This window comes from Nocardiopsis protaetiae, assembly GCF_045446735.1.
Classification (GTDB): Bacteria; Actinomycetota; Actinomycetes; order Streptosporangiales; family Streptosporangiaceae; genus Nocardiopsis; species Nocardiopsis protaetiae.
Genome location: NZ_JBJJBV010000004.1, coordinates 1 through 11,770 on the forward strand (window position 1 = coordinate 1; position 11,770 = coordinate 11,770).

Here is an 11,770-nt window from a genome sequence, read left to right on the forward strand (position 1 = left end):
TGAGCCTTTTTCATCCTGAAGGTGCAGGTCACAGCCCCGTACCGGTCTCCCTGAAGCCCTTCTGAACAGCAAGAAGCCCCTGGTAGATGGATTAACGACCAAGAAAACCCGCCCCACCAGAGGCTCCACATGCTGTTCTACCGTGCCGCGCTACCCCTGTCACGCCGGACCCTGAACCTGGCCGCCCGCACCATCCGCGCCCACCGCAAGGACACCGGTTCTCGATGGCGCCGCCTCGACCCGGCCGCCCAGGCCCTGCTCGTCCTGGTCCACCTGTACAAGGGCGAACCGTTCGCCCAAGTCGCAGCCGGTTTCGGCGTCGGCACCACCACCGCCTGGCGCTACGTGCACGAGACCACGGCCCTGCTCGCCGCCCAAGCCCCCACCCTGGAGCAGGGACTGCGCCGCGCCCGCCGCAAGGGGTGGGCGTACGTGATCGTGGACGGCACGCTGATCGCCTGCGACCGGGTGGCGGCCGACCGGCCCTTCTACTCCGGCAAGCACAAACAGCACGGCATGAACATCCAGGTCGTCGCAGCCCCCGACGGCGAACCGCTGTGGACGTCCTGGTCGCTGCCCGGCTCGGTGCACGACACCCGGGCCGCCCGGGTCTGGAGGATCGCCGAGCGCATCAGAGCCGCGGGACTGCTCGGCCTGGGCGATAAGGGATACGTGGGGCTCTCGGACGTGGTGTTCTGCCCGTTCAAGGGGCGCGGCAAGCCGCAGTGGAAGAAGGACGCCAACTCCGAACACGCCAAGCTCCGCTCGCCGGGCGAGCGCGCGATCGCCCGGCTCAAGCAGTGGGACATCCTGCGCCGCCTGCGCTGCTGCCCGCAACGCGCCGGCCAGATCACCCGCGCGGTGCTGGTCCTTCAGCTCCGAGAAGCAGGATGAAAAAGGCTCACTCAAGGGGTGTTCTCCGAGGTCTGTCCAGGGGCGGGACACCTTGGAGGGATGCCACCCGGCGCGGGCCGCCAGCTCTCTCCCGGACAGCCCGGCCTCCTTCCGGAGTTCGCGCAGGCGGACGCCGAGGGAGGTACGGGCGGTCCGGTAGTCGGTCATAGGGCGCGGGTGGCCATGTACTCCGTGAAGGTCAGGGCGTGGTGCCAGGCGGCGTCGCGGGCCTGGAGGGCGGTGAGCACCTGTTCGGGGTCCTCGGTGAGCGCGGCGCCCAGGACGTTGCCCTTGTCGTCGAACTCCAGGCGGGCGACGGTGCGGCTGTCGAAGACCCAGAAGTCATGGTCGGGCAGCTCGGCGACGATCGGGTGGGTGCGGGGCAGGTAGCGGATGTCCTCGCCGATGCCGAGGTTGTAGGGGGTGCCCCACAGTTCCCAGCGCAGGTAGTCCGAGGGCGGGTCGTCGATGAGCCGGACCCGTTCCATGCGCTTGCCGGTGGCGAGTTCGGCCCGCATCATCCTCAGCCAGGGCTGGAACCACTCGATGTCGGAGTCGTCCCCGACCAGCCACCGCTGGAAGGGCTCGTTCTCGATGAGAACGCCGTAGAAGGTGCGGGTCTCCAGCCGCCAGGCGGTGTGGCGGTAGTGCCGGAAGAGGTCGTTGAAGGCCTCTCCGGAAACGAGGTCGGACACGTCACTCCTTGGGGACGAAGCGCGTCAACAGGGTGCGGGAAGAGTGCTTTGAGTATTCCGGAGCGAATCAGCCTGGGGGCAGGCTTCGGTAGTCGCCGGGAGAACAATCTCTCGTAATGTCCGCTTTTGCTCACCGTCGCCGTCGTACGCCCATGCCGACTCGGTTCGATCAGCGGTCGTCCGATAGGTGATCCAGCGCGATGCTCGGGGTGTCGGGGGTGTCGAGCCAGAGGTGGTGTCGTCCGTCCGGGTCAACCGTGAGCCCGTACCGGCCGATCCCGGGTCGGCCGGCCTCGTCCCAGGACCGGAGCAGGGCACGGTAGGGCGCCCACAGAAGGTGGCCGCCGCCCTCGCCGACCGTGGCGTTCCCTTCGCCGTCGACCTCGGCGCGCCACCACGCCCCCGAGGCCCCGTCGAGCACGCAGTGCACCTCGTGCTCCTGCCGGTGTTGGACCATGCGAAGCGCGTAGGGCAGCAGCAGGGACAGCAGGAACTCGGCCATGGCGTGGTCGTCCAGGCCGGGAACCCGGGCCTCCTGGTGCACCCGGTCGGGTTCGCCCGCCGCCGCAGACAGGACACGGTCCAGGGCGGGCACGCCGGGGACGGAGATTGAGCGCAGTCGCATGAACCCCGCCGCGTCGGGGAGGAAACGCCCGCGTGCGTGCCCGTCCGGCTCTTTGCGCAAAAGGGCCATGCCCAGGCCGACGTTGGCGAGGACCAGCCCGTCCCCGTCCAGTTGGCCGAGCCAGGCGGTGGGTACGCGGCCGAGCCCGCAGGTGGCGAGGATCCGCTGGTAGGGGGCGTTGGGCGGGTAGCCCTGGGTGCCGTCCATCACAGCGAGGGTGGGCCGGTACCCGGCGGCCTCCAGAGCCTGCCGGGCCTGGGCGACCAGCGCCCGGTCGACGTCGATCGAGGTCACCAGACCCGACCCCAGGCGCTCGCTGAGCAGGGCGGCGTTGTAGCCGGTCCCGGTGCCCACCTCCAGGACCTTCATACCGTCCTGCACCTGGAGGTGTTCGAGCATCGACGCCATCAGCGAGGGCTCGGTGGAGGAGCTGGCGGCCAGCCCGTCGGGAGAGAAGCGGGTGATGAGGGTGGCGTCGCTGTAGATCGCCTCCAACCATCCCGGCGTCCGGTCGGTGTAAGCCGTGGTGCCCTGGTCGGTGCGGAGGTGGAAGGCCGGGACGAACAGGTGGCGTGGCACGTGGGCGAAGGCCCGCCGCCACGCGGCCGAGCGGACGCTGCCGTTCGCGGCCAACTCGCGGGCCAACCGGTCGGCGTGCCCGGACCCGGGAGCTGCGGGGTCGGTGTCCGCTGAACGCGTCATATGGGCTCTTTACTTCTCCGAGCCAGGCGTTCCAGGGCGTGCGCGGCCACGTCGGGGTCGATCTCCACGCTCGTCACCGCCCCCGCCGGGCCCACGAGACAGGCGAGGAGTGCGGCGTTCCACCCGGTGCCGGTGCCGATCTCCAGCACACGCATGCCCGGTGCGATCTCGGCGGCCCGGAGCATGTCCGCCATGAGTTGGGGCGCGGAGGACGAGGACGTCGGGATGTTCACGGGCCCCGCACCGCCGTTCTCGGCCTGGGTGGTGACGTAGTCGCCTGTGTAGACCGAATCCGCCCACCGGTCGGGGTCATCGGCCCGGTCGAGTGGCGCCCCGACCGCATCAGGCCAGATCACGTCGGGGATGTACGTGTGGCGGGGGTGGGCCGCGAAGGCGGCCCGGATCTCGTCGGTGGCATCCAGCCGATCGGTCAGAAGGGCGTGCGCCCGGTCGAGGTCGATCATTCCCTCATGCCTTCCCGGTCCCCTTGCACAGCGGGCACTGCACGGGCTCTTTGTCCTTTCAGGACCCTTGCCCGTCCCCACCCGGGAAGGTCCATCTACTTCCCGGGCGGTTGCCGAAGGTGGTCGGAGTGGTCAGAGCCGGTCGCCCCGAGCAGTGCGGATGAAGGCCCGCCACTCTGCGGCCGTGAGCAGGACCAAGGCTTCCCGCGGGTTCTTCGAGTCGCGCAGGCCGACGGCGTCAGGGGTGTGCCGGGTGATGGCGACCTCGACGCAGTCACCGCTTCCGCTCCCGCTGGCCTTGCGGAAGTCCGAGTCATTGAACGGGGGGTTCATCTTCTGCCTCCAGGATTCGTTGAGCCTGTCAGACCTGCGGTGTGAGTCCTGCTTGAGCCATGTACTGCTGCAACGGGGTGGCCTGAGCCAGAACGGCCTCGCGTCGGCGAACGTGCTCGCCGACGAGCACGGGATCCGTGGTGACCTCAACATGCCTGAGTGCGCCGTCGTCGCCGTAGACCATGACTCCGGTGCGGTCGTCGTCGAACAGCCAATAGTCCTCGTCGGGGATGTGCAGTTCCTTCGCGATCTCACGCGGCAGGACCCCGATCTCCTCCCCCGCCCTGATATTCGAGGGGTAGGCGCACGTCAGCTCGAAGACCAGGTACTCCGTCAGGGGTTCGTCCACCACGTGCACGCGGCGGAACAGGGCTCCCCTGTCCCGGGCGGACCGCACCCGCTCCGACCACGGCCCGAGCCAGGACGCGTCCTGGGGACGGCCCTGCCGGAAGTTGGCCAAGGGGACGCGTTCGCTCGGGGAGTCGTAGAAGTCCAGGGTCTCCATCCGGAAGACCTGGGTGCGGAAGTCGTCGAAGGTGCCGAGGAAGTCGGACATCGCCATCACGTTCACTGCTGCGTGCTCCCAAAGTCGGTGACAGCCGTGTGCACGTTAGTCTGTACACCTCACATCTCGATCAAAATAAGAGACTAGCAAGACTTGAATGGGAATACTATGAAGGAGTCCACGACCCAGGGCGAGAGAGCCGACGGTCCCAGAAAAGAGCTCGCCTCTTTGCTGCGCTCCGCCCGGCTGGACCACGGCCTGTCCGGGCAGGAACTGGCCGATGCCCTGGGCTGGTCGCAGTCGAAGGTCTCCAAGATCGAGAACGGCCGTACCAGGCCCACCACCGACGACGTCAGGGCCTGGTTGGACGCTTGCCGCGCCCCGGAGGATGTCGTGCGGCAAAGCGCGGAGCTGGCAGAGGCCGCCCTGGTGGAGTCCCGCCACTGGCGGGTGGTGCACGCCCGTGGGCTGCGCTCCGGTCAAGACGGGGTCCGGGCACTGGAGCGGCGTGCAGAAATCGTCCGTTCCTTCCAGCCCTCCCTGGTACCCGGCCTACTGCAAACCGCCGAATACGCACGGCAGGTGCTCAGTGCCGTCGACCTCTCCGGGCAGCGCGATGTCCCCGAGGCCGTCGCGGCGAGGATGCGCCGCCAAGAGACCCTCTACGATCCTGGGCGACGCTTCGAGTTCACCCTCACCGAGGCCGCACTGCGCTGGTACCCCCACGACGTCGGCCTACTGGTCGCCCAGGTGGACCGCCTGCTCTCCGTTGCCACGCTCACCAACGTCGCGCTGCGCGTCCTTCCCTTGTCCTCGCCCTTCGGCCATCTCCAGAGCAACGGGTTCCTGCTGTTCGAGATCCCCGGTGAACCCACCGTCATCGTCGAGACGTTCACCCGGGAGTTGGCGATCACCGACCCCGAAGAGGTCGGCCAGTACCGGGACATCCACGCCGCCCTCACCGAGCACGCCCTGGACGAGGCGGCCAGCCGCGACTACCTCAGGGACTTCTCGGCTTCCCTGTGACTCGGGCCGACGAAAACCGTTGACCTTCTCCACGCCCAGGTTTAGTCTCAATCTAGTCTTAAATAAGTCTTGATCTAACTGGGAGGTGCTGTGGTCCTGTTCCTCAACGGCCCTGTCCAGAACGGGGACTTCACCTTCCGCGACCTACCGGGTAAGGCCGTTGGGATCCGCCTGGCGGAGACGCTCGACGCCATGCTCGGTCTGCCGAGGCCACCGCATCTGTGGAACACCGTCACCTTGGCCGGGGACCTGCGGTTCGGCGCGAACTCCTCCGCTGGGCGAGAGGAATCCGAGTACCGGGCCTTACTCGGCAAGTACGGCTCGGATCTGTCCGTCCCCGCACGGATCCTCACCGACTCTGACCCCGACGTCGGCGCTCTGGCCCTGGAGATGATCGACGCAGGCCTCAGCCGTGGTTCTCTGCATATCGAGTGGACAGCGGTCCGGGAATGTGTCGCCTGCGGACACATGATCGGCCCCGTCGCAGACCGCTGCACCGCGTGTGGCGGAACCGACCTGCGTACGCGCCGGACCAGACACCTCGTACACGAACCGGCCGAGGGAGCACCCTCCCTCTCAGGTTTTCTTCACGGCCACCATCGCCGACACCCTCGGCACCTGGAGGCGGTGGTCGGGCAGGCGCCCCACCGCCTCCTGCTGTCCCGTACCCGCGCCCATGGGATCCGGTTGGATCCCTTCGGGTTGGACGGTCTCGTGCTGGATCCGAGAACCGGTGTGCATGTGGCCGTACTCAGCGCCGCCCGGAGCTTGGGCGTCCCCGAGGTCGCCATGACGGCGACGGCTCACGCCGTGGCCCACGTCGCCGCCCACGGAGCCGGGTTCACCTCCTGGCAGGGGCACCGGATGCGGTACGCCCTCCATGGGCGCGTCCCCTACGACGCCATGTCCCGGCTGGAAAGTTTCCACTCCTTGTACCGCACCAGTGACCGGGAACGGCAGGTGTTCGAGACCCGCTTCCTCCCCCTCATCGCCTGGCACAACAAGAACCGGACCGACTCCGGCCAACTGCCCGCGTTCCTGAAGTACTTCCTCAAGGTGCACCGGAGCCGCTCCATGCCCGAGGACTCCGAGCGGCTCGGCAGGGTCCGGGAAGAGATCCTTCGGGGAGGCACATCCTGGGTGATGGACAAACGCCTCCTCGCCGCCGCTTTGGCGGAAATCGCGGAAAGGACCGCAGCCGTTGTCTGACTGGGAACTGATTACCGTCAGGACCGCCTCGGACGGGGGAGCCGTCTGGTACTCGCCCGGCGAACGGCTCTACAAGCGGACCGGCGGCCCCGAAGTGGAGGAAGAAGGCGAGCACCAGCGTCTTCTCGCCGATCTCGGCTTCCCCGTGCCCCGGCCCATCGAGGTGGGGGCCGACGGGAAGGAGTCCTACTTCACCGAGCCCGAAGCGGGTGCGCGCAGTCTCCACGACCTCGCGATGGCCCAGGCGGAGGACGGTGACGGAGCGGTCGATGACTCACTCGTCGATGCCGCCGCGGCCATCTCCTCGCGGCTGCTGCGGGCGCAGGCCGCTCATCCGGTCGAGGGGGCGAGAGCACAGGCGCAGGTGAAGGCATGGTTCCACCGGGCGGGGTTCGTCGAGGAGGTCTTCGCGGAGAACCCGGACCTGGACACGGAGGAGATCCGGGCCCTGATCGACACCGCCGTCGACCGGCTCGCGCAGGTACCCCTGTGCCACGGCCACCTGGACTACGGGCTGCCCAACGCCTTTCCGGACGCCGTCATCGACTGGCAGCACCATGCGCCGGCCCCGCTGGGCTATGACGTCTACCCCATGCTCGACATCTCCGCCTTCAAGGGCGGGAACCGCGGCTACACCTTCACCCCGGAGCAGAGAGCCCGCTACACCGGCATGCTGGACGACGTCGCCCGGCAGTGTGCCGGCAGGCCGTTGAGCCCTCACACGGGGGATTTCCTACTCGCCAAGTGCTTCTTCTTCCTCGCCCGTATGCGACCGAAAGACGGAGCCTCTCCCGCCAAGCACCGCAAGTGGCGCTATCGCCGAACCCTCTTCATCCGAAGCGCAGAGGAATATGCAGGCACACGAAACATCGACACCGCCGTTTTCCCCCTCCTCGCCGACTTCGAGCACCGGTCTCCGGGTGCGCGACCGTGACTACCTGCTCGATCGTCACGGGACCGTCTTCAAGGTCATCGGCGATGTCCATCCCGACTCGCACTACCTGGGATATGTGAAGTACCACCCGCACCCCAGGGGCGACCGTGTCCTGTTCGGGCGCTGCTACCAGCAGAACAGCGTCGTCTCCAAGTCCTTCGGAATCCTGGCGTGCAGGCCGGAGTGCTATGTGTACTCCGATGTGCTGGGCAGCGTCATCACGGGGGTTCCGCGCCGGGACGTCGTCCGCCACTACTCCGCGCGCCGCACGCTCGCCGAGCTGCACCGCACCAACACCGGCCGGGCGGAGGCGAACGGTGTCGGTGGGGATCTGCTGGCCATCGTCGACCGCATCGCCGAGCGGGGGTGGTCACCGCTCTTCGGTGTCACCGGGTCGTTCCTGGTGGGGTGCGCCAACCGGTGGTCGGACATCGACCTGGTCAGCTACGGCCCTGAGGGTTATGAGGCCGCGCGGGAGCTCTTCGCGGATCGGGAGGTCATTCACGCTTACGAGGGCGAACACCTCACACGCCTGTACCTGCGCCGGGCGAAGTACATGGAGGGCAGCCGGTTCGAGACCCTCATCGAGCAGGAGAGCCGCAAGTTCCAGGGGATGACCGCAGGTGTAGGAGCGCACATTAACTGCGAGCCCCTGCGCTCCGACACCCCTGGGCAACTCGACACGATGAGGGCCAAGGAGATCGGCGAGATCACCCTGCTCGCCACGGTGACCGACCATTCCGAGGGGGTGCTGACCCCTGCGCTCTACCGGATCAGGGCCGATCGAATTCTGCACTCGACCGTGGACGACCCCGAGTCCTTCGCCGACCGGATCGTGCACCTGCGGTCGTACCTGGGCGCGTACACGGGGGCTTTCCGGGCAGGGGATTCGATCCACGTGGTGGGCAGGCTCGTCCACCTGTCCCAGGACGGAGAGGACACCTTCGGGGTGGAACTCACCCCGTGGACGGCGAGCAGGTCCTACCTGGCCGGCCTCGCTCCGAGAGCGGTCGCCCGCACCCGCCCTACGTCGGGTCTTTCTGTTCCACTGGCCCGATAGCGGACGCGCGTTCGGTAATCGGAGGCGTCGGGTCGGCCGATCAGGGCCGAAGAACGTCGAGCAGGGCTGCCCACTCCGTGGCGGGGAAAGTGATGTGCCCGGCAGCACGGTTCTGGGTGTCGCGTACAGCGGCTCCGCCGGTGGAGAGGTCCGCGACCTCCACGCAGTCGTTCGCGGTCGCGCTGTAGGACGACTTGCGGAAGGTGAGGGGGCGGGGGTTGTCAGCGTGCATCGTCATGCCTGCGTCGTCCCCCGGTAACTGGCCGCTCACACCCGTCCTGGTTTCATTAGGCCACCGAGTCTTTGCGCCTGCCTCGTTCACCCCTTCCGGGGCGCGGTGGGCGTGGGAGCTACGTCAGGTAGTGCAGCGATGCGGCCCCGACCATCTTGGTCGGGGCCGCATCCGTCCTCGGCCGGTCAGGGTCGAAGAGCGTCGAGCAGGGCTGCCCACTCTTGGGTGGGGAAGGTGAGGTGACCGGCTTCCCGGTTCTGGGTGTCCCGTACCGCTGATGCGCCGGGCAGGTCCGCCACCTCGACGCAGTTCTCGGTGCGGGCACCGGAGTAGGAGGACTTGCGGAAGATCAGGTCGTGGGATTGCATCTCATGCTTCCTTAGCTGGACGGGTCGGGCAGGAAGCCCTCCATGAAGCGGATGGACTCCTGGACCCCCAGGGCGCTTGCGCTCACATACTGGTACACGAGGTCGAAGCCCTCAACGTCATTAACATCGTCGAGCACTTGTTGGCGGGCTGCGCTCTCGGTGTACACCAGCCCGGAGTCCTCGGCGAAGTCCAGGATGGTGAACCCGCCGGCAACGGCAGCGTGCAGACCGGCACCGTCTGGGAGCACCTGGACTCTCAGGTTAGGGCGCTGAATCGTGATGAGGTGGCGAATCTGCTGCTCACGAAGCTCCACGGGAATCTTGCGCAGAGCGGCTTCATCGAGGATGCACCAGTAGGTGGGGCCGTCGGCCTGCGGATCGAGGATCCGTTGCCGGAGCATGCGGGCCTCGACTCGTCGATCGATCTCGTCCTGGTCCACGATGCCGCCGCCGACGACTACCGCGCGGGCGTACGCCTGTGTTTGCAGGAGCCCGGGAACCACGGTGAGGGCCACATCGCGGATGCGTGAGGCTCCGGGTTCCAGGCCTGTCAGCTCTCCCTGGCCGATGACATCGGCGTAGCTCGCCCACCATCGTTTCTGGCGGGCTTCCTTGGCGAGGCGGATGAACTCATCGCGTTCGGAGAGTGCGGAGATGCCGTAGATGTCGAGCAGGACTTCGACGTCTTCGAGCTTGGGGCGCACCCACTCGTCTCGCTCCAAGCGGGTGATCTTTGATGCCGACCACCGTGTGGCGCCCAGTTCGCGTGCTTTCTCGGTGACCTGGTCGGCCGTCAGACCCGCAGTCTCCCTGCTCTCACGCAGTAGGCGGGAGAGCCGTCGCTTACTCAGGGGCGGAGAACTGGTCACCAGGACTCCTTGGTCGGAGGCGGACTTCGATGTGCGCCCCGATCCTATGCGTGGATCTTGGTTTTCGGACATTTCACACATGGCCAACCTTAGAGTGAGGGATCTACAAGGAATGATCTCACTAACTCAAAAGTTGGTCTTGCATTTTTTAGCCCTTCGGGTGACCATGTAGCTACCTGATGCAGCCGCCGGGCTTCCCACCCGGCTCCCCTACCGGAGGTGTGCGCGTATGGCGCGATACCGCTACCTGAACTGCTCCGAACTCGTGGCCGCCCGATGGCTGGCCTCCGAGGCCCTCCGATGGCACCGGCCCCACCGAGCCTCTCGGGCCCGTATGTACGTCACCCACCCGGGGCGGGACCTGGCCCCGCTGGCTCTGGCGGTACGGCAGTGGATCACCCACACCGCCCCGACCCCGGCACCGGTGCCGCCCGTGCTCCCTCTTCCGCTACCGCTACCGCTACCGCGCAGGGTCAGCGGCACGGCCTCCTCCGGCCGGCCCCGGGTTCCGGAGCCCCGCACCAGCCCGGACCAGCGTCCCGAACCCCCGACCGCACTCTCGGTCTCGGCGTCGACGCCGATCGCGGACGCGGTCGCCGAGGCGGTGCCCGGCTCGGGGTTCACCGCCGCTCTGGCGTCCCGGCCCCGCATCCAGGCCCTACGGGAGGGCGCACGCACCCGCACGCGCACCCGGCCGAAGCCGTCCCTGGCCAGGGGCAGGGCGGCGGCGCGGTTGCGGGCCCGGACCGCCACCTTCCGGAAGACCACGCACATGACCGCCGACCGGGACGGGTTGTGGAAGGACTCCCTGGCGGCCGCGCGGATTCTGAAGTGGGACCTGGGCAGGGCCGCCTGATGCGCCGGGTGTGCGATATCCGCGAGTTCTCCTCGATCCAGACCCTCGGGTTCTGGGCCCACAACCACAACGTTCCGTTGCGCTACCTCGGACCCACCCTGGAAGGCCGCGCCGTCTACGCCGCGACGGACGGGTGCACGACCCGGGTCGCGGTCACCTCCGGACGCGACCCCCACCCGCTCCCGCTCATCTGGCGCAGCCCGCTGGAGGCCCTGTGACCACCGAACCCACGACCCCGGATCCGCGGGTGCGGGTGCTGGAGGACCTCATCCACGGCCGCTGGGTGCTGACCCTGGAGCCCACCCCTGACGGCGGCATGGAAGTCGTCGCCTACCGGCCCCTCGGCTGGACCGGGCCGAACCCCCACGAGCGCCTGGCCGCTCCCGACCACGCCGCCATGCGCGACCTGCTGGCCCGCCACACCACCACGGACACCGCCGAGAGCAGGGAGTAGGACATGGACAAGCCCGGCTACACCGACCCGGCAGACGACCCCATCCCCGACGACCTCACCGAGGAAGAAAAGAACGCCGTCCGCCGCCAAGGCGAATTCCTCGCCTGGCAGCGCTCGGTCCTCGGTGACCAGACCGACGGCGACTGACCACCACCCGCCTTCCGAACCCCCGCGTGCCCCGGACCCCACCAGTCCTCCTGGGCACGCGGGACCACGACCGGCCGCCCCGCACACCGGCACCCATCGCCGGAGAGGGGAAGCGCAGGGGCGGCCCCGGTGGGGCCGGGGCACACCCCGGCCCCACTTCACGCTTCAAGTAGTCAAGTTTGGCTACTACTAGTCAAACTTGGCTTCCACTCATCTCGTTAGCCGCTTTCTGGCTGAACGGAACCGGCCCTGACCTGCGGATGTCTTTGAGCTGCATCTCTCGGGGGTGCTCGGCGGACGTGGCGGTCGGTACGGCTGATGCTGGGGTGCCTGTTGTGCGCTTCGCTGTTCGGTGTCTTGTGCCGGGGTTTCGGTGGTTGGTTCGGCGCCGCGGGGC

The 11,770-nt window shown here is 68.0% G+C and carries 16 protein-coding genes and 2 pseudogenes; 9 read left to right on the forward strand and 9 right to left on the reverse strand.

The annotated features are described in order from the left end of the window. Positions 1-129 precede the first annotated feature (129 nt). A complete protein-coding gene (locus tag ACJOT3_RS01080) occupies positions 130-894 on the forward strand; it encodes a transposase family protein (RefSeq protein ID WP_406967752.1) in 765 nt (254 codons plus the stop codon). 42 nt (positions 895-936) lie between these two features. On the opposite strand, the pseudogene ACJOT3_RS01085 reads toward ACJOT3_RS01080, so the two are convergent. The 6 genes and pseudogenes from ACJOT3_RS01085 to ACJOT3_RS01110 all read right to left on the reverse strand — a co-directional run. Continuing rightward, positions 937-1,062 (reverse strand): annotated as a pseudogene (locus ACJOT3_RS01085) (helix-turn-helix domain-containing protein); the annotation flags it as partial. After that, positions 1,059-1,589: a DUF6879 family protein gene (locus tag ACJOT3_RS01090; protein ID WP_406967754.1), complete on the reverse strand. Its 531-nt coding sequence runs from the start codon at positions 1,587-1,589 to the stop codon at positions 1,059-1,061. The gene ACJOT3_RS01090 and the pseudogene ACJOT3_RS01085, both read right to left, overlap by 4 nt. 169 nt (positions 1,590-1,758) lie before the next feature. Next, positions 1,759-2,916 carry a methyltransferase domain-containing protein gene (locus tag ACJOT3_RS01095; protein ID WP_406967756.1) on the reverse strand — a complete coding sequence of 386 codons (1,158 nt, stop codon included), beginning with the start codon at positions 2,914-2,916 and terminating at the stop codon, positions 1,759-1,761. A gap of 23 nt (positions 2,917-2,939) precedes the next feature. Beyond that, positions 2,940-3,380: pseudogene (locus ACJOT3_RS01100) on the reverse strand (methyltransferase domain-containing protein); the annotation flags it as partial. Positions 3,381-3,512: 132 nt separating this feature from the next. Continuing rightward, positions 3,513-3,713 (reverse strand): DUF397 domain-containing protein, encoded by a 201-nt coding sequence (locus ACJOT3_RS01105; RefSeq protein WP_406967758.1) that lies wholly within the window; start codon positions 3,711-3,713, stop codon positions 3,513-3,515. 28 nt (positions 3,714-3,741) lie between these two features. Then, a complete protein-coding gene (locus ACJOT3_RS01110; protein ID WP_406967760.1) occupies positions 3,742-4,269 on the reverse strand; it encodes a DUF6879 family protein in 528 nt (175 codons plus the stop codon). A 117-nt stretch (positions 4,270-4,386) separates the two neighbouring features. On the opposite strand from ACJOT3_RS01110, the gene ACJOT3_RS01115 reads away from it, so the two are divergent. From ACJOT3_RS01115 to ACJOT3_RS01130, 4 genes are all read left to right on the forward strand, one after another. Beyond that, positions 4,387-5,244, forward strand: a complete 858-nt coding sequence (locus tag ACJOT3_RS01115; protein ID WP_406967762.1) for a helix-turn-helix domain-containing protein — start codon at positions 4,387-4,389, stop codon at positions 5,242-5,244. Between the two features lie 90 nt (positions 5,245-5,334). Next, positions 5,335-6,453 (forward strand): hypothetical protein, encoded by a 1,119-nt coding sequence (locus tag ACJOT3_RS01120; protein WP_406967764.1) that lies wholly within the window; start codon positions 5,335-5,337, stop codon positions 6,451-6,453. Then, positions 6,446-7,387 (forward strand): phosphotransferase, encoded by a 942-nt coding sequence (locus ACJOT3_RS01125; protein ID WP_406967766.1) that lies wholly within the window; start codon positions 6,446-6,448, stop codon positions 7,385-7,387. The genes ACJOT3_RS01120 and ACJOT3_RS01125 overlap by 8 nt, the downstream gene beginning before the upstream one ends. Then, a complete protein-coding gene (locus tag ACJOT3_RS01130; RefSeq protein WP_406967768.1) occupies positions 7,374-8,447 on the forward strand; it encodes a hypothetical protein in 1,074 nt (357 codons plus the stop codon). The genes ACJOT3_RS01125 and ACJOT3_RS01130 overlap by 14 nt, the downstream gene beginning before the upstream one ends. A 40-nt stretch (positions 8,448-8,487) precedes the next feature. Here the strand turns inward: ACJOT3_RS01130 and ACJOT3_RS01135 are convergent, their stop codons facing one another. From ACJOT3_RS01135 to ACJOT3_RS01145, 3 genes are all read right to left on the reverse strand, one after another. Then, on the reverse strand, positions 8,488-8,685 hold the full coding sequence (locus ACJOT3_RS01135) for a DUF397 domain-containing protein (RefSeq protein WP_406967770.1): 198 nt from the start codon (positions 8,683-8,685) through the stop codon (positions 8,488-8,490). 179 nt (positions 8,686-8,864) lie between these two features. Further along, on the reverse strand, positions 8,865-9,047 hold the full coding sequence (locus ACJOT3_RS01140; protein ID WP_406967772.1) for a DUF397 domain-containing protein: 183 nt from the start codon (positions 9,045-9,047) through the stop codon (positions 8,865-8,867). Between the two features lie 11 nt (positions 9,048-9,058). Continuing rightward, complete coding sequence (locus ACJOT3_RS01145) at positions 9,059-9,916, reverse strand: helix-turn-helix domain-containing protein (protein WP_406967774.1); 858 nt, start codon at positions 9,914-9,916, stop codon at positions 9,059-9,061. A 229-nt stretch (positions 9,917-10,145) separates the two neighbouring features. Here ACJOT3_RS01145 and ACJOT3_RS01150 point away from each other — a divergent pair, with 229 nt between their 5' ends. From ACJOT3_RS01150 to ACJOT3_RS01165, 4 genes are read left to right on the forward strand one after another with little or no spacing between them, the layout of a single operon-like run. Next, positions 10,146-10,772, forward strand: a complete 627-nt coding sequence (locus ACJOT3_RS01150) for a hypothetical protein (RefSeq protein ID WP_406967776.1) — start codon at positions 10,146-10,148, stop codon at positions 10,770-10,772. Then, positions 10,748-10,990: a hypothetical protein gene (locus tag ACJOT3_RS01155; protein ID WP_406967778.1), complete on the forward strand. Its 243-nt coding sequence runs from the start codon at positions 10,748-10,750 to the stop codon at positions 10,988-10,990. The genes ACJOT3_RS01150 and ACJOT3_RS01155 overlap by 25 nt, the downstream gene beginning before the upstream one ends. Next, positions 10,987-11,226, forward strand: a complete 240-nt coding sequence (locus ACJOT3_RS01160; RefSeq protein ID WP_406967780.1) for a hypothetical protein — start codon at positions 10,987-10,989, stop codon at positions 11,224-11,226. Before ACJOT3_RS01155 ends, ACJOT3_RS01160 begins: the two co-directional genes overlap by 4 nt. A 3-nt stretch (positions 11,227-11,229) precedes the next feature. Then, positions 11,230-11,373 carry a hypothetical protein gene (locus tag ACJOT3_RS01165; RefSeq protein ID WP_406967782.1) on the forward strand — a complete coding sequence of 48 codons (144 nt, stop codon included), beginning with the start codon at positions 11,230-11,232 and terminating at the stop codon, positions 11,371-11,373. Positions 11,374-11,770: the final 397 nt, after the last annotated feature.

Bases quoted from the DNA above. Each gene is read 5' to 3' on its own strand.
- ACJOT3_RS01080 (WP_406967752.1), top strand. From the start codon at position 130: ATGCTGTTCTACCGTGCCGCGCTACCCCTGTCACGCCGGACCCTGAAC.
- ACJOT3_RS01095 (WP_406967756.1), bottom strand. From the start codon at position 2,916: ATGACGCGTTCAGCGGACACCGACCCCGCAGCTCCCGGGTCCGGGCAC.
- ACJOT3_RS01105 (WP_406967758.1), bottom strand. From the start codon at position 3,713: ATGAACCCCCCGTTCAATGACTCGGACTTCCGCAAGGCCAGCGGGAGC.
- ACJOT3_RS01110 (WP_406967760.1), bottom strand. From the start codon at position 4,269: ATGTCCGACTTCCTCGGCACCTTCGACGACTTCCGCACCCAGGTCTTC.
- ACJOT3_RS01115 (WP_406967762.1), top strand. From the start codon at position 4,387: ATGAAGGAGTCCACGACCCAGGGCGAGAGAGCCGACGGTCCCAGAAAA.
- ACJOT3_RS01135 (WP_406967770.1), bottom strand. From the start codon at position 8,685: ATGACGATGCACGCTGACAACCCCCGCCCCCTCACCTTCCGCAAGTCG.
- ACJOT3_RS01140 (WP_406967772.1), bottom strand. From the start codon at position 9,047: ATGCAATCCCACGACCTGATCTTCCGCAAGTCCTCCTACTCCGGTGCC.
- ACJOT3_RS01150 (WP_406967776.1), top strand. From the start codon at position 10,146: ATGGCGCGATACCGCTACCTGAACTGCTCCGAACTCGTGGCCGCCCGA.
- ACJOT3_RS01165 (WP_406967782.1), top strand. From the start codon at position 11,230: ATGGACAAGCCCGGCTACACCGACCCGGCAGACGACCCCATCCCCGAC.